Origin of the sequence: Pseudomonas sp. zjy_15 (assembly GCF_043101865.1) — a bacterium.
GTDB lineage: Bacteria > Pseudomonadota > Gammaproteobacteria > Pseudomonadales > Pseudomonadaceae > Aquipseudomonas > Aquipseudomonas putida_Y.
This window is the reverse complement of the sequence record NZ_JBICII010000106.1, coordinates 1-17,712: the sequence shown is the minus strand read 5'-3', so window position 1 is coordinate 17,712 and position 17,712 is coordinate 1. Positions and strand designations below refer to the sequence as shown.

General features: G+C 62.6%; 17 protein-coding genes. 11 read left to right on the top strand and 6 right to left on the bottom strand.

What is annotated here, in order from left to right:
- The first annotated feature begins 54 nt into the window (after window positions 1-54).
- On the top strand, window positions 55-951 hold the full coding sequence (locus ACF8EF_RS20280) for a LysR family transcriptional regulator (protein ID WP_392461829.1): 897 nt from the start codon (window positions 55-57) through the stop codon (window positions 949-951).
- On the opposite strand, the gene ACF8EF_RS20275 is transcribed toward ACF8EF_RS20280, so the two are convergent.
- Window positions 932-1,852 carry a LysR substrate-binding domain-containing protein gene (locus ACF8EF_RS20275; protein WP_176683892.1) on the bottom strand — a complete coding sequence of 307 codons (921 nt, stop codon included), beginning with the start codon at window positions 1,850-1,852 and terminating at the stop codon, window positions 932-934. The genes ACF8EF_RS20280 and ACF8EF_RS20275 overlap by 20 nt on opposite strands.
- Window positions 1,853-2,012: 160 nt before the next feature.
- On the opposite strand from ACF8EF_RS20275, the gene ACF8EF_RS20270 reads away from it, so the two are divergent.
- From ACF8EF_RS20270 to ACF8EF_RS20235, 8 genes are all read left to right on the top strand, one after another.
- The gene (locus ACF8EF_RS20270) at window positions 2,013-2,801 is read left to right on the top strand and encodes a YqcI/YcgG family protein (RefSeq protein WP_176683893.1); all 789 of its coding nucleotides are present in this window, start codon (window positions 2,013-2,015) and stop codon (window positions 2,799-2,801) included.
- A gap of 2 nt (window positions 2,802-2,803) precedes the next feature.
- A complete protein-coding gene (locus tag ACF8EF_RS20265) occupies window positions 2,804-3,430 on the top strand; it encodes a LysE family translocator (protein ID WP_209964947.1) in 627 nt (208 codons plus the stop codon).
- Window positions 3,431-3,469: 39 nt separating this feature from the next.
- Window positions 3,470-4,552: a hypothetical protein gene (locus ACF8EF_RS20260; RefSeq protein ID WP_176683895.1), complete on the top strand. Its 1,083-nt coding sequence runs from the start codon at window positions 3,470-3,472 to the stop codon at window positions 4,550-4,552.
- A 138-nt stretch (window positions 4,553-4,690) separates the two neighbouring features.
- On the top strand, window positions 4,691-5,386 hold the full coding sequence (locus ACF8EF_RS20255) for a sel1 repeat family protein (protein ID WP_176683896.1): 696 nt from the start codon (window positions 4,691-4,693) through the stop codon (window positions 5,384-5,386).
- 147 nt (window positions 5,387-5,533) lie between these two features.
- Window positions 5,534-6,226, top strand: a complete 693-nt coding sequence (locus ACF8EF_RS20250) for an AzlC family ABC transporter permease (protein ID WP_021782839.1) — start codon at window positions 5,534-5,536, stop codon at window positions 6,224-6,226.
- Window positions 6,223-6,537 (top strand): AzlD domain-containing protein, encoded by a 315-nt coding sequence (locus ACF8EF_RS20245; RefSeq protein WP_020193370.1) that lies wholly within the window; start codon window positions 6,223-6,225, stop codon window positions 6,535-6,537. Before ACF8EF_RS20250 ends, ACF8EF_RS20245 begins: the two co-directional genes overlap by 4 nt.
- A complete protein-coding gene (locus tag ACF8EF_RS20240) occupies window positions 6,534-7,379 on the top strand; it encodes an AraC family ligand binding domain-containing protein (protein WP_392461790.1) in 846 nt (281 codons plus the stop codon). Before ACF8EF_RS20245 ends, ACF8EF_RS20240 begins: the two co-directional genes overlap by 4 nt.
- A gap of 267 nt (window positions 7,380-7,646) precedes the next feature.
- The gene (locus tag ACF8EF_RS20235; protein ID WP_003250422.1) at window positions 7,647-7,874 is read left to right on the top strand and encodes a hypothetical protein; all 228 of its coding nucleotides are present in this window, start codon (window positions 7,647-7,649) and stop codon (window positions 7,872-7,874) included.
- 50 nt (window positions 7,875-7,924) lie between these two features.
- Here ACF8EF_RS20235 and ACF8EF_RS20230 read toward each other — a convergent pair whose 3' ends face one another.
- The 5 genes from ACF8EF_RS20230 to ACF8EF_RS20210 form a co-directional block, all read right to left on the bottom strand.
- Window positions 7,925-8,407 carry a copper chaperone PCu(A)C gene (locus ACF8EF_RS20230; RefSeq protein WP_392461788.1) on the bottom strand — a complete coding sequence of 161 codons (483 nt, stop codon included), beginning with the start codon at window positions 8,405-8,407 and terminating at the stop codon, window positions 7,925-7,927.
- Entirely contained in the window at window positions 8,408-9,016 is a 609-nt protein-coding gene (locus ACF8EF_RS20225; RefSeq protein WP_392461786.1) for an SCO family protein, read from the bottom strand. It lies immediately after the preceding gene.
- 196 nt (window positions 9,017-9,212) lie between these two features.
- Complete coding sequence (gene nfuA, locus ACF8EF_RS20220; RefSeq protein WP_003250416.1) at window positions 9,213-9,797, bottom strand: Fe-S biogenesis protein NfuA; 585 nt, start codon at window positions 9,795-9,797, stop codon at window positions 9,213-9,215.
- Window positions 9,798-9,855: 58 nt separating this feature from the next.
- On the bottom strand, window positions 9,856-10,890 hold the full coding sequence (locus ACF8EF_RS20215; RefSeq protein WP_209964938.1) for an acyltransferase: 1,035 nt from the start codon (window positions 10,888-10,890) through the stop codon (window positions 9,856-9,858).
- A gap of 194 nt (window positions 10,891-11,084) precedes the next feature.
- The gene (locus tag ACF8EF_RS20210; RefSeq protein ID WP_392461827.1) at window positions 11,085-13,385 is read right to left on the bottom strand and encodes a fatty acid cis/trans isomerase; all 2,301 of its coding nucleotides are present in this window, start codon (window positions 13,383-13,385) and stop codon (window positions 11,085-11,087) included.
- Between the two features lie 182 nt (window positions 13,386-13,567).
- On the opposite strand from ACF8EF_RS20210, the gene metH reads away from it, so the two are divergent.
- Both metH and ACF8EF_RS20200 read left to right on the top strand, forming a co-directional pair.
- Window positions 13,568-17,275: a methionine synthase gene (gene metH / locus ACF8EF_RS20205; protein ID WP_010953333.1), complete on the top strand. Its 3,708-nt coding sequence runs from the start codon at window positions 13,568-13,570 to the stop codon at window positions 17,273-17,275.
- A gap of 111 nt (window positions 17,276-17,386) precedes the next feature.
- Window positions 17,387-17,602 (top strand): DUF2970 domain-containing protein, encoded by a 216-nt coding sequence (locus tag ACF8EF_RS20200; protein ID WP_020193229.1) that lies wholly within the window; start codon window positions 17,387-17,389, stop codon window positions 17,600-17,602.
- The last annotated feature ends 110 nt before the right edge of the window (window positions 17,603-17,712 follow it).

Here is a 17,712-nt window from a genome sequence, read left to right as displayed (position 1 = left end):
ACGGTTACAATGCCGCTCACCCAGGACATCAGCGTCCGCAATCAGGAGTGGGACATGGACAGCCTCAGCGGTTTCGTGGTCTTCAACCGGGTGGCCGAAACACGCAGCTTCGTTGCCGCCAGCCAGTCACTGGGGATCAGTGCCTCGGCAGTGGGCAAGCGCGTGGCGCGCCTGGAAAGCCGCCTGGGCGTGCGCCTGTTCCACCGCAGCACGCGCAGCATCACCCTCACTGCCGAGGGCACGATGTTCCTCGAACGCAGCCGGCGCATCCTTGCCGAAATCGAAGCTACCGAGCAGGAACTGTCGCAGGCCAGCGAAACCCCACGCGGGCGCCTGCGGGTGAGCATGCCGCAGGTGACCAGACTGGTAATGCCGGCACTTGCCGAGTTCATGGCCCTGTACCCACAGGTTGAACTGGACCTGGACTTCTCCGACCGCATGGTGGATATCGTCGGCGAAGGCTTCGATGTGGTGATGCGCGGCGGGCAGCCGGCGGACTCTCGGCTCAGCGCCAAATTCCTGGGGCACTTTCAGCACCGTCTGGTAGCCTCGCCCGAGTACCTGCGCGAACGTGGCACACCCTTGCACCCACGCGACCTGGCGGCGCATACCTGCCTGCATTATCGCTTCCCCAGCAACGGCAAGCTGGAAACCTGGCCGCTGCGCCAGGAGCACCCCGAGCAAGCCTATGACATCCCCATCTCGATGGTCTGCAACCACGTCGAAACACGCGTCTGCTTTGCCTTGAACCACCGCGGCATTACCTGTCTGCCGGACTTCAACGTGGGTCGTGAACTGGGCAATGGCTCACTGGTCAGTGTCCTCGACGACTTCATGGAACGGCGCGGCAGCTTCTACCTGCTGTGGCCGTCCGGGCGGCAGATGCCGCCAAAGTTGCGGGTATTCATCGATTTCATGCTCGATCGGGTGTTCAACCGTACAGGTAGTTGATGTCCTTGTAGGCCAGCGGCGGTACCTGGCCGAGCAGGAAGTCACGCAGCTTGTGCATCTGCCGCGCTTTTGGGCTGGCCTTGAGCCAGGTCATGTAGTAACCGTCGCCGGTGGCCACGGCATGCTTGAAAGGCGTGACCAGGCGCCCGGCGGCCAGGTCGGTGCTGGCCAGTACCAGATCGACCACTGAAATACCCAAGCCTTGCTGGGCGGCCGATATGCCCTGGTCGAGGGTATCGAACACCTGCCCCTGGTCGATGCTGATGTCCAGCGCATCCATTCGCGCCAGCCAACGCCGCCAGTCACGCCGGTCGGGTGACGGGTGCAGGAACTCGCATCGGGGCAGGTCGGACAGTTGCGGTTGCACCTGTGACATGTAATCCGGATGACATACCGGGATCAGCCATTCATCGAACAGCTTGAAGCTCTCGATATCGGCGGGAAAACGCCCGCTGGCCAGGAGAATGGCGCAATCGTAGGGCTCGGAATAGAAGTCCACACTGTCGATATCCATCCACACGCTGGACAGTTGCACACTGCAGTTGTCCTCGACCTTCTTGAACGCATCCAGCGCCCGCAGCAGCCAGCGCACCGTAAGCGTGGAAGGCGCCTTCAGGCGCAGGCCGTAGCGATCCTGACGCAGCAGTGCGCAGGCATTTTCGATGATCTTGAAGCCGACCTTCAGCTCTTGAGCCAGCAGACGGCCGTGTTCGGTCAGGCTCAGCTTGGGGCCCCGACGCTCGAACAGGTCGCAGCCGAACAGGGCTTCGAGGGTCTTGATGTGGTGGCTGACGGCGCCCTGAGTCAGGGCCAGCTCTTCAGCCGCACGGGTGAATGAGCCATAGCGAGAGGCCACCTCGAAGGCACGCAACGCGTGCAAGGCCTGAATCCGTTCCGACATGGCGGTGTCCCGAGCATGAGTAAGACTAATAGTAGGTCATAACTCCACGCGTTTTACAACGTCAAGAGCGTCTCGGAAAATGCAGGTAAATAACAAACATAACCAAGATCCTGCCTGCATGTGACTGGAACGTTCACTTAAATCAACGCCTGGGGAAATCATGTTTACGGGATATGGAAATTGCTATCGCCTGGATGCGCTGGAGCTCGCCACTGAACATGGTTACAACATGCAACATTGGACGTTCAAAACCATAGAACACTTTCGCAGTATTCTCGCCAACCCCGAATTCCCCTGCCTGTTCGGCCGCAAGGCGGTAAACGGCGAAACCTGCCATATTCTCTTCGCCCGCGCCGAGCAACTGGCTGATGATATCGCACAGGGCCTGGCCAATTATGTGCGCACCGTCGCACCGATCGCCCCCAAGCAGCGCATCGGCAGCCCTTTGGTGGTGTTTCTCGAAACCGCAGCCGGCAGCAGCCTGGCCGAGCAGCAGGCCCTGGCCTGGAAGGTACTGCGCGGCGTGCATGCGCGCGACCCGCACCCTTGGCCTCAAGGCATCCCGACCGATCCCGACGATACCGGCTGGTCGTTCTGCTATGCCGGCATGCCGCTGTTCATCAACATGAACTTCCCCGGCCATCAGCAGATGAAAAGCCGCAATCTGGGCCAGCACATCACCTTCGTCATCAACCCGCGGGAGAACTTCGACGAAGTGGCCAACGCCAACACCGAGAGTGGCAAGCGCATCCGCGAGCGCATTCGCGAGCGCGTGCATCACTACAACGACGGCGTTGTGCCCGACACCCTTGGCTTTTTCGGCGATACCGACAACTACGAGTGGAAGCAGTATCAACTGCAGGAGACAGGCTCGCTCAACCCGTCACGCTGCCCGTTCCACGCCCATGCCGCACACCAGGCGACACCCGACATACTGATCGAGAACTGACCGTGAATACCGCACTCACCGCCACCTACGCCCTCACCGTGCTGCTACTGATCGCCACTCCCGGCCCGGTGGTGGCACTGATCGTCAACACTGCGGCCGCCTCCGGCTCGCGCAAGGCCATGTTCACCGCCGTCGGCACCAACTGGGCATCACTGGTGCTGATCGGCGCGGCAGCCTGGATCATCCTCACCAGCGCCGCCATCGACAAGGCATGGCTCAGCACCATGAGCCTGCTGGGCTGCCTGTTCATCGGCTACATTGCCATCGGCACGCTGAGGGACGCCCTGCAGGCACCCGCGTCAGACGCGACGAGCGAGGCCCCCAAGGCTGGGCGCGGCGGGCTGATGCAAGGCTTCATGGTGGGCATTTCCAACCCGAAAGACATCATTTTCTTCATCGCTTTCTTCCCGCAGTTCATCCAGATCACCGAATCGTTCGGCAAGAGCATGGTGGTGCTGTCGCTACTGTGGGTGGCCATCGATTTCGCCGTGCTCAGCCTGTACATCTTCGCCATCGGCAAGATCGCTTCGCAGCGCAGCAACCGCCTCATCAGCCTGGCCTCGGGCGTCGCCCTGCTGCTGATCGCCGGCGGCGGCCTGCTGTACAACCTCAAGGAACTGGCGGCCTGAACCTGCTGCTAAGCACCCGGCATCAGCGAAGGAGAGACCATGACCACGACTGACACGCGCCCGTCTCCTTCGCCGCTGCAGCAGGACTACCAGCGTTTTCTCCTGCTGGGCAGTCGCCGTGCACCCTATACCCTGCATGTGCACGAAACCGGCTACCGCTCCGGCACCATCAACACCGATGCCCTTGGCTTGCGTTACAGCCATTGCGCCGGCAAGCGCTTTTCAGCGGCCGAGCACGGTGGTGCGTCGCGCATCAACCTGCTGGTCGGCGGCTCCACAGCCCTGGGCATCGGCGCCAGCTCCGACGAACACACCGTGGCCTCGCACCTGTCGATGCTCACGGGCGAAGTGTGGCTGAGCCTGGCCGGCTGCGGGCTCAATGCCAGCCAGGAATTGATGATGTTCCTGACCCACCAGCACCGCCTTGGCCAGCTTGGCCATGTGGTGGTGCTCAGCGGCCTCAACAGCCTGGCCCACGAAGCCCTGCGCGAAGTCCTCGCGGGGACCAACGACCCGCAGCACGCCAAGGCCTACCAGGCCTTTCTCAACAGTTTCAGCGAAGGCCTGCAGCCCTGCGCACCACCCCGTCGGCAGTCGCTGTGGCGGCGCATCGGCCAGGCGCTGGCCCCTCCCGTGGTCGCAGCTCCGGTCAGTTGGCCACTGTCGCCCCCGGAAAAACGACTGGCCCGTGCCGCCGACAACATCGGCCGTACCTTGCGCCAATGGGACCGCCTCCTGGCAGACAGCCACGCCACGCTCACCTTCATCCTGCAACCCTTGCTGCCCTGGTGCCGGGATACTCTGCCCGCCGGCGAGCAAGCCATGCTGACCGCGCTGCAGCAACAACCGGCGAACTTCGACCGGCTGCTGGAGGGCGCATTCGACAGACAGTTACATTCGGCATTTTTCCGCCGCATCAAAAGCCAGGCCGACCCGGTGCCCTGCTACGACATGAACTGCATGCTCGACAGCTCGCCAGTGTTCAGCGCCGACCTGTTCATCGACCGCCTGCACCTGAACGATCTGGGCAACAATGCCTTGGCCAAGGTGATCACCGCCAAGCTTGGGCTGGCCCAGGAAAAACATGCGCAGCGCAAGGTCACGCCGATCAAGCTCGTCTGACAGTTGCCGGGTGGTCTTTCGGCAACCCCCCTTGGGTGGCTAGAATACGTCGTCGTTACGATTTGCCCGAGGCGCACGCTTGACCGCCATGACCACCGAAGCCGTCCTTCCGTACCTGGCCATCCATGGGGTTTGCCTGTGAGCCTTGTGCGGCGCCTGCCCCCGCTATTGGCTGCGCTGATGCCGCTGGCCGCACAAGCGCTGGAGGTACGCATCGACCCTCATGCCGACTTGCTCTACCGGCAGGCCTTGCCGCTGCTGGAGCAGGCCGATGACCAGAGCGACGCTGCCAGCACGCTGCGCACAGCAGTGGGGCGTGACCCTGAGCTTAGCCGCCAGGGCCAGGCCATGGCTCACACCTTGCCGACAGCGGTTGCCCTGCTGAAAAAATCGGTAGCGCTTGGCCACCCGGTCGCACAGTACCGCCTGGCGTTGTACTACATGACGTACCTGCCCGCCGCGCAAATCCCGGAGGCCGCCTGCCCGTTGCTCGAAGCCAGCCTCAAACAGGGGTTTGCCGCGCCGGCGCCAGCCATCGCCACCTGGTGCCGGCCCTACAACGTCAGCAGCGAGTACCGTACAGCGCTGGAGGCCATCCCCAGCATGGCCACCGTGTACGCCCCCTACTACCCGCAACCGGCCACACGCCTGGCCTGCAACCGCAGCCGGCCACAAGGCCTGGAAATGTTGTGGGGGCGTCAGCGCGACTACCAGGCCGAGGTGTACCGCCTGCTTGGCGACCTCGACCCACAGCACCGCACGAGCCTGCTGCAGAAAGCCGTAGACATCAATGGCTGCGCAACGGCGCACCAGCTGCTGACCAGCCGCCCATAACCCAGGCTCATTCGGGGCCGCTTTGCGGCCCTGTTGTCAGGTGGCCACTGAGGTTGGGGCGAACACACGTCGGTCAGCAAGATCGTTCAAGCCATCCCCTGCACCGTCTGTCATGCTGGCCTGCCACGTAGCCGTAATGCAGCCATCATGCCCCACATCGCCCGCCAAGCCTTTCTTCACGGCGCCATTGCCATTATCCCGTTGTCCCTGGCCGTTGCCCCTTGGGGCCTGCTGGCCGGCTCCATGGCCATTGAGGCCAACCTCAGTGCCTGGCAAGGGCAAGGGCTGTCAGCCATCGTCTTCGCCGGTGCCGCGCAGTTGGTGGCCATTGGCATGCTCAAAGGGGGTGCCAACCTGGCATCTATCCTGCTCACCACCCTGCTGCTGACCTCGCAGCACCTACTGTATGGCCTGTCGATGCGCCCAGTGCTGTCCAGCCAGCCTTTGCGCTGGCGGCTCGGCCTGGGCTTTCTGCTGACCGACGAATTCTTCGCCCTGACCAGCCAGTACGACCAGCAGCAATTCAACCGCTGGTATGCCCTGGGGGTGGGCCTTACCTTCTACATCGCCTGGAACCTGTTCACCCTGGCCGGCATACTGCTGGGCCAGAACATTCCACACCTGGACCAATTCGGCCTTGATTTCTCCATTGTCGCCACTTTCGTCGCCCTGATCGCGCCGCTGGTACGCAACCTGGCCACCGTGGTGTGCGTAGCCGTGTCGCTGTTCTGTTCGGTGCTGTTCAGCTACTGGCACTGGGAAACCGCCCTGGTGGTCGCAGGCCTGCTGGGCATGAGCGCCGGGTTCATCTGCCAGAAATTTGCCGGAGCCCGCGCATGACCTGGATCCTGATTTTCGCCATGGGTGCCATCGTGTTCCTCAACCGCTACGCGTTCCTGGAGCCACGCCTGCCCTTGCGCCTGAGCTCGAATGCCCGGCAGTTTCTCGGCTTTGCCGTGCCGGGCATGCTCACCGCCATCTGCGGCCCGATCATCTTCATGGCTGACCACCAGCTCAACCTGAGCCTGCTCAACCCCTACCTGCTGGGCTCCCTTGTGGCCATCGCCCTGGTGCTGTTGACCCGCAGCGTATTGCTGAGCATGCTGGTGAGCATGTTGATCTTCTTCCTTCTGCGCAGCTGGCTGGCATGAGCATGCCCTTGCCCGAGCAGACACACCTCTGGCAGGCGCCAGCCCTTGGCGACGTCGAGATGCTGCACGCTCGCTACTATCAGCAGCGCTTTGCCCCGCATGTGCACGAGGGCTATGTATTCACCGTGATCGAGTCGGGCGCCCAGCGCTTCTGGCACCGCGGCAGCGAGCACCTGGCACCGGTCGGCAGCATGGTGCTGATCAACCCCGACGAACTGCATACCGGCGCTACGGCCCATGAAGCCGGCTGGCGTTATCGCGGCTTCTATCCCGAGCACGAGCGGGTGACCGGTGTGCTCGACGAACTGGAACTGGGCCGCCACGGCATGCCCAGCTTCAAGGACAGCGTGATCCATGACCCGGCCCTGGCCATCGCTTTCAGCCAGCTGCATCAGTTGTCCGAAGCCAGCGCCAGCGCCTTGCAGCAGCAGACGGCCTGGCGCCAGGCGGTGCTGGCCCTGGTGCAGCGGCACGGGCAGTGCGCCGAGCCTTCGGCCCCTGGCCACGAACCCCTGGCCGTAGCCCGCGCCCGCGAACTGCTGGAAAGCCAACTGGCCGACCCGCCTTCACTGGAAGCGCTGGCGGGCGCGGTGAATCTATCGCCGTTCCACTTCGCCCGGGTGTTCCGCCAGGCCACCGGACTGCCACCCCACGCCTGGCTGAAGCAACGCCGCCTGGCCCGCGCCCGCGAAATGCTGAAGCACGGCCTGGCCGCTTCGCAAGTGGCGTTCGACCTCGGCTTTGCTGACCAGAGCCATTTGAGCCGGCAGTTCAAGCAAGCCTATGGGGTGACCCCGGGGGCGTATCGGCAAGCCTGCGTTCACTCTGCCCTACGCGCGTGAAAGGGCGGCAGCGCCCTCTCGAGCATGCAGACCCGCCAGCAGCTACCAGATTGTGCAGTTGAGCACTTCAACAGGCACTTTCAGATCCCGAGCCTTGAATCCCTTGCACGGCACGAGCATCAACTTTAAACATGCTGTTTATAAGTAACGAGTTGTTACTGCGCCGCAAGAGCAGCCACTTGCAGCTGCCGCAGCGCGCCTTGCAAAGGCCGCAAGAGCCTGGCCAACCCTCTGCTACACTGACAAGGCTGAACGGAGGATCCTGCCATGTCCGAAAGAGAGCTCACCACCCTTCTGTCGCTGATGAACCAGCGCCAGGCCTGTCTGAGCAGTGCCTGCAAGGAGATTGCCGACTGGATCGACCGGCAGGGCGATGTGCCCGCCGCCGGCAAGATCCGCGCTAGCCTGAAGGCACTGGAGGCCGATGAGGCCCAGGTTCGAAAGACCCTGACGTCACTGACCCTCGACAGACCGCTACCGCGCTTTCGTAGCTGAAAGGCGCAGTTGAAAAAGAAAAGGGCCGCTGAACGCGGCCCTTTGATCTGTCAGTGGTTCATGTGCATGTGATCATGCCCACCACCCGCTTCGGCGTTGAGCGCACGCACTTGCGCCTGAACTTCCAGGGTTTCCTTGGCGCCCTTGGCATCCTCGATGGTCAGGGTCAGTGGCACTTTCTCCCCTTCCTTCACCTGATTGTGCAGGCCCATCAGCATGACATGCAGGCCATTCGGGTCCAGGGTCACTGCCTTGCCGGCTGGCAACTCGACAGCCTTGACCTCACGCATGCCCATCACGTCACCGTTCATGGTCATCTCGTGCACCTGCACGGTCTTGGCCACGGGCGAAGACACGCCCACCAGCTTGCTGTCGCTGCTGGCAGTCAGGACCATGAAAGCACCGGTAGACTGCTGGTGCGGCACGCTGGCACGCACCCAGGCATCACTCACGGTGGTCTGGGCCAGGGCCGGCAGCGCCAGCCCCATCAGTACCAGGGCAGTCAAACCGCGTTTGATCGGTTGCATCGACATTCAGCAGATCTCCATCAGGGTGACCAGATCTTCGGCGCATTCCTTGGCGTTCAGGGAATGGCCCAGGCTCAGGCGCAGGGTGCCACGTGTATCGTAGACGTAGCTGGTGGACGAGTGAGAAATGGTGTAGGTGTCTCCGGCCGGAACCTTCTCGTAGAACACCTTGAACTCCTTGGCCACGGCGGCAATTTCCTCGGGGGTGCCGGTCAGCGCGGTGAACGTCGGGTCGAAGGCCTTGACGTAGGCATCGAGCACCTCGGGCGTGTCGCGCTCCGGGTCCAGGGTGATGAACACCACCTGGAACAGGTCGCGGTCGCGGCCCCTCAGCAGCTTGCGAATCTGCGCCGCACGCGCCAGCGTGGTCGGGCAGACGGCCGGACACTGGGTGAAGCCGAAGAAGACCATCGGCATGCTGCCGTAGAAGCTCGACAGGGTGCGCACGTTACCTTGCGGGTCTTTGAGGCTGAACTTGCGCCCGAGGATATCGTTGCTCATGTTCTTGCCGTACTTGAACTCGAGCCCCCGGGCCGGGCTGCAGCCTGCCAGCAGGCCAAGCCCGAGAACGCCCATGCCGGCGACAACCGAACGCCGGGTCAAAAGATCATTCATGAAACCATCCTTTACAGGGAAGGTGCCGGCCCTCGGGACGGGCCGGTCGAAAAACCGGGGCATTCTGGCATGACACCCAGAGGGGTTCTACCCGACCAACGCGGGGATGGCCTGCAGCCCTTTGAATACGGGCTGCGGCCTGTTGTCGCAGGGGTTGAAACCGTAACACTTTGTTGCTAAGGGAGCCGCCTTCAACTCAGTAGTAGGCGTTTTCTTTCTGGCTGTGGTCAGTCACGTCGCGCACGCCCTTCAGCTCCGGAATACGCTCGAGCAGGGTGCGCTCGATACCTTCCTTCAGGGTGACATCGGCCTGACCGCAACCCTGGCAGCCCCCACCGAACTGCAGCACGGCAATGCCGTCATCGACCACGTCCACCAGGCTCACCTGGCCACCATGGCTGGCCAGGCCGGGGTTGATCTCGGTCTGCAGGTAGTAGTTGATACGCTCGTTGATCGGGCTGTCTTCGTTGACCATCGGCACCTTGGCGTTTGGCGCCTTGATGGTCAGCTGGCCGCCCATGCGGTCGGTGGCGTAGTCGACCAGCGCGTCTTCCAGGAACGGCACGCTGACTGCATCCAGGTACGCGGTGAAGCTTTTCAGACCCACGGCGGTGTCGTCAGGCTTCTCTTCGCCCGGCTTGCAGTAGGCGATGCACGTTTCGGCGTACTGGGTGCCCGGCTGGGTGATGAAAATGCGAATGCCGATGCCGGGCGTATTCTGCTTGGAGAGCAGATCGGCCAGGTAGTCATGGGCGGCGTCGGTAATGGTTATAGCGCTCATGTAGGTTCCTCACAGACTTGCGACCAAGTGTACGCCAACCCGGCCTTTGAACAAAGTCCTAGCAATTGACTCGGGAAAGCGCATATTCCGGGGCCGGCCCCCGTTGCGCCGTCAGCCAGGCCTGCATTCGCCGGTACAGGCCACGCTCCAGCCACTGGTAGCTGAACCACGACATTAGTCCAATGGACGGCACGCACAGGGCAAATGTCAGGAACGGGTTCAGCTGTAGCCGCTGGGTGGCGAACCAACCGGCATACAGCACCAGCACATGAATCAGGTACACCGAGTACGAACAGTCGCCAAGGGCCTTGAGCAGCCGATTGCCCTGGAACAGCGGCTCCATGGCCACGAAGGCCAGGACGATCATCGCGCTCGGCACCCCCCAGTACAGCAAGCGCTGGGACGCGTCCAGATAGTAGATCGCCAGGCCCGCCATCCCCAACAACGCCAGCGGCAACACCCTGCCCTGCCGGATCAGTCCGCGGCGATACAGTACGCCCACACCGATGCCCAGCAGAAACTCGTAGATGATGTCGTTGTTGTAGAAGCGGCTGACCACGCCCATGCGCCCCAGCCCCTCACTGACCAGCAACAGTGCGGCAGTCACCAACAGCAGGTGATGCCGTTGGCGTACCAGGAAGGCCAGGCCGAACAGCAGGTAGAAGAACATCTCGAAGTTCAGCGTCCAGCCCACGTTCAGGGTTGGGTACAGGCCATAACCACCGGGGTTTTCCGCCGGAATGAACAGCAGCGACAGGAACAGGTGCGGCCAGGCAAACGCCTGATGTGGCATCCATTGGCTGAATGCCAGCAGCAACATGGCCATCAGGGCGGTGTAGAACCAGTAGGCCGGGACGATGCGCAGCGCCCGATTGAGCAGGAACTGGCGCGGTTCGATGGCTTTGTCGCGGGTCGACAGGTAGATGACCAGCCCGCTGATGACGAAGAAGATGTCGACACCTACGGCGCCGCGGTCTGCAAGCAGTTGGCCGATGGGGCCGGTGGCGTGGAAGTCGAAGAAGATCTGCATGAAATGGTGGCAGACCACCACCCAGGCGGCGAACGCCCGCAGTGCCTGAAGCGAATACAGCATGGAATACCCTGCGCTAGGCGGTGCATTGAGGCCCGTATCGAGTGCAGAAGCCGGCGCCAGCCTTGAGAGCAGCGCCGTACCTGTTGTAGGAGCGGGTTCACCCGCGAAGGGCTGCAAAGCAGCCCCCTTTGCAATCGATCAAGACCACCCACCCGTTCCGACCGCAAGGTACTCGGAAAAGTCAGCCAACCCGATCAGAGGTTCTCGTAGCGGTTCATGTCCAGCACGCCCGCCTCGACCGGTTCGGTCTCCTTGATATAGCTGTTCAGGTCGTGGAAGTAGTGCCAGAACGCCGGGTGACTGCGGCGCACACCCCAGCGCATGACAATGCGCTCGAACTTCGCCGCGTCATCTTTCGCATACTCCATGTCCTCGACGAACTCCGGCACATCCGTGGTCGGGATGTTGAAGATGAAGTTCGGGTAGCTGGTGAGCACCCCCGGGTACAGGGTCAGGGTATCCAGCCCCGGCTGGTAGCGGTAAGCCTCACCCAGCAGGAACGCCACGTTGCTGTGCGCGCGGTTGCGCAGCAAGCTGTACACCTGACGCTGGCCGTCCTGCCCTTCGATACGCAGCATGGTCGCCTCGGGCAACTGGTTGATCACCTTCAGCCCAGCCGCCGGGCGCGACACCAGCCGGCTGAGCGACTGCTCGGCATTGCGGAACTCTTCGCTGATCTGCGGCCGTGAGCAGAACGCGCCCTGGCAGCGATTGATCGGGTCCGGCGCGGCATTCAGGCTGCCGGTGCGCTGCAGCAGCTTCAGGCCAAAGTCGCGTTTGGGGTTGCGCGGGTCGAGCTTGATGCCACTCGGGGTGTCGGTGTCGATGTCTTCATAATCCATCCACATTTTCACCTTGCCACTGTTCTGATACCAGTCACCAAGGATCGCCTTGCGCTGGTCGGCCGGCATCAGGCGCAGGAAGTTGACCTCGGCACCATTGCGGATCAGGTCGAAGTACAGGCGCGTCTGCAACTGGTGCGAAACGTTGCCATACACATCGAAGTTGACCGCCAACTGGTAATACGTGCGCTCGAACAACGGGTAGTCGAACAGCCACACGGTCAGCGGCACATCACCCACCAGGCCCTTGGTCACCGATGCGCTGTCGAAGTGGCGGAAGATGCTCAGCAGCGCATTGTCGTTACCGGCCCACAGCGTCGACCATCTCGGTGCCGGCATTTCGGCATAGGCTTCACGGCGCAGTTTCTCGTAGTCGTTGCGCTTGTCCCGATAGGCGTGCCACAGGCTCAGCACACTGCCCACGTCATCGATCTGGCCAGGCATGGCCAGCAACGGCGTGGCCTCGCCCCGGTACTCGGCATCGGTGATGTAGCGATCGAAGGCCGGCTCCTGGAACAGCGCCCAGAAGTTGTCGCGGATCACGTCAGTGGCAATCTGCCCGCGGCACACCGGGCCACGGATGAAGGTGCGCACGAAGTACTCGGCGTTATCCAGCATGAACTGGTAACGCGCCACTGCCGGGATCGCTTCGAAGGTTTCAAACGGGTTGGACCGGTGGCGCGGGCCGTAACCCGGAAGCGCGGTGGCATGCCAGTCGCCGGCGTAGAACAGCTGCTTCACGCGCTTGAGTTTCTGAGGCCCCATCGGGTAGGTGATATGCGTCTTGTGCACGATCACACCCTGCACCGGGATCAACCGGTAGTAGAAGTCCGTGCCCGGTGGGTCGTTGGGGCGGCGGGTGGCAATGATATCGACCGGCTTGCCACTTGGCGTGCGCGAGCGCACCCACTGGAAGAAGTGGCCCTGCTCACCGCCAACGAAGTAGATGTGCGCCAGGAACAGGTGCTCGTACAGCCAGCGACCCACCAGCGCCTCGGTGGAACCCGGGCGGTTGAACAGTTCTTCCCACTCTGCGATTTGCCTGGCTTCGGCCGCGCTCGGCTGGATCGGCTGGTACTCCACCGGCGCACCGGCCGCCAGCCAGCGGCGCATGGTGGTGTACTCGTCGTCGGTCAGCCCGGTCACCGCCAGCGGCATGCCCTCCTTGGGATGTGCGCCGGCATAGGCGTCGAACTCATGGGGCAACGGGCACATATTGTTGCGGCTCAGGCCCAGGACGATCTCTTCGGGCAGCTTGGCGTTGGGCGTAAGCGGGGTCTTGTGGCCCAACTCCAGCATGCGCGCCATCAGCGCGGCCTGACCGCCCTGGTTGTCGAGCACCGAGTAGAAGCCTTTCTTGCGCCATTGCTCTTCGCTGTGTGCGTCGTAGAAAAGCCGCGTTGTGGGCACCGCCTTGCTCCGCTCGCCTTGGTACACCGGGACCTTGCTGGCCCCGCGTACAGCGCCTTCAGGGCTTTCCAGCTTCAGCTGGCAGGCGGCGTCGTTGCAGGCGTGGCAGGCCACGCACTTCTCGGTAAAGATCGGTTGAATGTCCCGGGTGTAGGATATAGCCGGGCTCGACTGGGGGGCCTGCCCGAATGCCGCGCCGCTGATGAGCAGGGCAAAGGCGCCGGCAAGGATACGATGCACCATGTGCGGAAAGTCCTGGTTCTTGAAAGCCATCACGATTTGTTGCCTGGTCATCCTGGGTGCTTTGCGCTGTCAGCGCCCGTCCAACATGAGCAGTTTTCATGCAAATGGGCGACATGCCTAAAAACCGCGCAGCTTTGTTATGATTCGGCACCTTCTGTTATTCGCCCGACCAGGTAGTTCCTATGTCCGACCGCAGCGCTCGTCTTCAAGCACTCCAGAACGCACTCAAAGAGCGCATCCTGATCCTCGACGGCGGCATGGGTACTATGATCCAAAGCTACCGTCTAGAGGAACACGACTATCGTGGCACGCGTTTTGCCGATTGGCCAAGCGATGTGAAGGGAAACAACGACCTTTTGCTGCTCAGCCGCCCGGACGTGATCGCCGCCATCGAGAAGGCCTACCTGGATGCCGGTGCCGATATTCTCGAAACCAACACCTTCAACGCCACGCAGATTTCCCAGGCCGACTACGGCATGGAGTCACTGGTTTACGAACTGAACGTCGAAGGCGCGCGCATCGCTCGCCAGGTTGCCGATGCCAAGACCCTGGAGACGCCGGACAAGCCGCGCTTCGTCGCCGGCGTGCTCGGCCCTACCAGCCGGACCTGCTCGATTTCCCCGGACGTCAATGACCCCGGGTTCCGCAACGTCACCTTCGACGAGTTGGTAGAAAACTACATCGAGGCCACCCGCGGCCTGATCGAAGGCGGCGCCGACCTGATCCTGATCGAGACCATCTTCGACACCCTCAACGCCAAGGCGGCGATCTTCGCCGTGCAGCAAGTGTTCGAGGACGACAACGTCGAACTGCCGATCATGATCTCCGGCACCATCACCGACGCCTCCGGCCGTACCCTGTCGGGCCAGACCACCGAAGCGTTCTGGAACTCGGTGCGTCACGCCAAGCCGATTTCCGTGGGCCTGAACTGCGCCCTGGGCGCCAAGGACCTGCGCCCGTACCTGGAAGAGCTGGCGACCAAGGCCGATACCCATGTGTCCGCCCACCCCAATGCCGGCCTGCCGAACGCCTTTGGCGAGTATGACGAAACCCCGGCCGAGATGGCTGCGGTGGTCGAGGAATTCGCTGCCAGCGGCTTCCTCAACATCATTGGCGGCTGCTGCGGTACCACGCCGGGGCATATCCAGGCCATTGCCGAAGCCGTGGCCAAGTACAAGCCGCGCGAGATTCCGGAAATCGCCAAGGCCTGCCGCCTGTCGGGCCTGGAGCCGTTCACCATCGACCGCCAGTCGCTGTTCGTCAACGTCGGTGAGCGCACCAATATCACCGGTTCCGCCAAGTTCGCCCGGCTGATCCGCGAAGAGAACTATACCGAAGCCCTGGAAGTCGCCCTGCAACAGGTCGAGGCCGGCGCCCAGGTAATCGACATCAACATGGACGAAGGGATGCTCGACTCCCAGGCGGCCATGGTCCGGTTCCTCAACCTGATCGCGGGTGAACCGGACATCTCGCGTGTACCGATCATGATCGACTCGTCCAAGTGGGAAGTGATCGAAGCCGGTCTCAAGTGCATCCAGGGCAAGGGCATCGTCAACTCCATTTCCATGAAGGAAGGCGTCGAGCAGTTCAAGCACCACGCCCGCCTGTGCAAGCGCTATGGTGCTGCCGTGGTGGTCATGGCCTTCGACGAAGTCGGCCAGGCCGACACTGCAGCGCGCAAGAAGGAAATCTGCCAGCGCAGCTATGACATCCTGGTCAACGAAGTGGGCTTCCCGCCAGAAGACATCATCTTCGACCCGAACATCTTCGCCGTCGCCACCGGTATCGAAGAACACAACAACTACGCCGTCGACTTCATCGAAGCCTGTGCCTATATCCGCGACCACCTGCCCCACGCCCTGAGCTCGGGCGGTGTGTCCAACGTGTCGTTCTCGTTCCGTGGTAACAACCCGGTGCGTGAGGCGATCCACTCGGTGTTCCTGTATCACGCGATCCAGAACGGCCTGACCATGGGTATCGTCAACGCCGGCCAGCTGGAGATCTACGACGAGATCCCGGCCCAGCTGCGTGAGAAGGTCGAGGATGTGGTGCTCAACCGCACCCCGCATGGCACCGATGCACTGCTGGCCATCGCCGACGACTACAAGGGCGGCGGCGCAACCAAGGAAGTGGAAAACGAAGAGTGGCGCTCGCTGCCGGTGGAGAAACGCCTGGAGCACGCGCTGGTAAAAGGCATTACCGCGTTCATCGTCGAAGACACCGAAGCATGCCGCCAGCAGTGCGCGCGCCCCATCGAAGTGATCGAAGGCCCGCTGATGAACGGCATGAACGTGGTCGGCGACCTGTTCGGTGCGGGCAAGATGTTCCTGCCGCAGGTGGTCAAGTCAGCCCGGGTGATGAAACAGGCCGTTGCTCACCTGATCCCGTTCATCGAAGCCGAGAAAGGCGACAAACCGGAAGCCAAGGGCAAGATCCTGATGGCCACGGTAAAAGGCGACGTGCACGACATCGGCAAGAACATTGTCGGCGTGGTGCTGGGTTGTAACGGATACGACATCGTCGACCTTGGCGTGATGGTGCCGGCGGAGAAGATCCTGCAGACGGCCCGCGAGCAGAAGTGCGACATCATCGGCCTGTCCGGCCTGATTACCCCGTCGCTGGACGAAATGGTCCACGTTGCCCGCGAAATGCAGCGCCAGGGCTTCGAACTGCCGCTGATGATCGGTGGCGCCACCACCTCCAAGGCGCACACGGCGGTCAAGATCGAGCCCAAGTACAGCAACGACGCAGTCATCTACGTCACCGACGCTTCGCGCGCGGTCGGCGTGGCCACCCAATTGCTGTCCAAAGAACTGAAGCCGGGCTTTGTCGAGAAGACCCGCCTGGAATATGTGGACGTGCGCGAGCGTACCGCCAACCGCAGCGCCCGTACCGAGCGCCTCAGCTACGCCCAGGCGATCGCCGCCAAGCCGCAGTACGACTGGGCCGGCTACCAGCCAACGGCGCCCTCCTTCACCGGCGTCAAGGTGCTGGAGGACATCGATTTACGCACCCTGGCCGAGTACATCGACTGGACCCCGTTCTTCATCTCCTGGGACCTGGCCGGCAAGTTCCCGCGCATCCTCACCGACGAGGTGGTTGGCGAGGCCGCTACGGCGCTGTACAAGGATGCCCGCGAGATGCTCGACAAACTGATCGACGAGAAGCTGATCAGCGCCCGCGCGGTATTCGGCTTCTGGCCGGCCAACCAGGTGGACGATGACGACATCGAAGTCTACGGCGAAGACGGCCAGGCACTGGCCACCCTGCACCACCTGCGCCAGCAGACCATCAAGCCGGACGGCAAGCCCAACTGGTCGCTGGCCGATTTCGTCGCACCGAAAGACAGCGGCGTTACCGACTACGTAGGTGGTTTCATCACCACCGCCGGCATCGGTGCCGAGGAAGTGGCCAAGGCTTACCAGGACAAGGGCGACGACTACAGCTCGATCATGGTCAAGGCCCTGGCCGACCGCCTGGCCGAAGCCTGTGCCGAATGGCTGCACGAGCAGGTGCGTAAAGAGCACTGGGGCTATGCCCGCGACGAGCACCTGGACAACGAGGCGCTGATCAAGGAACAGTACAGCGGCATCCGCCCTGCTCCGGGCTACCCGGCCTGCCCCGACCACACCGAAAAGGAAACCCTGTTCCGCCTGCTCGATGGCACTGCCATCGGTGAAACCGGGCCGAGCGGGGTATACCTCACCGAGCACTTCGCGATGTTCCCGGCGGCGGCGGTCAGCGGCTGGTACTTCGCCCACCCGCAGGCGAAGTATTTTGCCGTCGGCAAGGTCGACAAGGACCAGATCGAACGTTACAGCGCGCGCAAAGGCCAGGACATCAGCGTGAGCGAGCGCTGGCTGGCGCCTAACCTGGGGTATGACAGCTAAACGACTGCGCTGGCTTCTTCGCGGGTATACCCGTGAAGAGGCCGGCACAGGCAACCTCGCAACCATTGCCTACACTGTCCCTGATTGCCTCTGATTTCCCCAGGAGCCACCATGGACGATTCCAGCCAGGGCAAACCCCCGACCTTCTGGCAGATGCTGCACAGCATCCTCGCTGCCGCCTTCGGCGTGCAAAGCGGCAAAAACCGCGCACGCGACTTCACCCACGGCAAGGCCAGCCATTTCATTGCGCTGGGGGGGCTGTTCACCCTGGTGTTCATTGCGGTATTGATCGGGCTGGTGCAGTTGGCCCTGCACCTGACCCGCTAACCTGTGCCGGCCTCTTCGCGGGTAAACCCGCTCCTACGACGGCCTGTGTCCAACCACCGACCTGTGTCCATCACCGATCCGCTGTCCAACCCCCGATGCGTGTCCACACC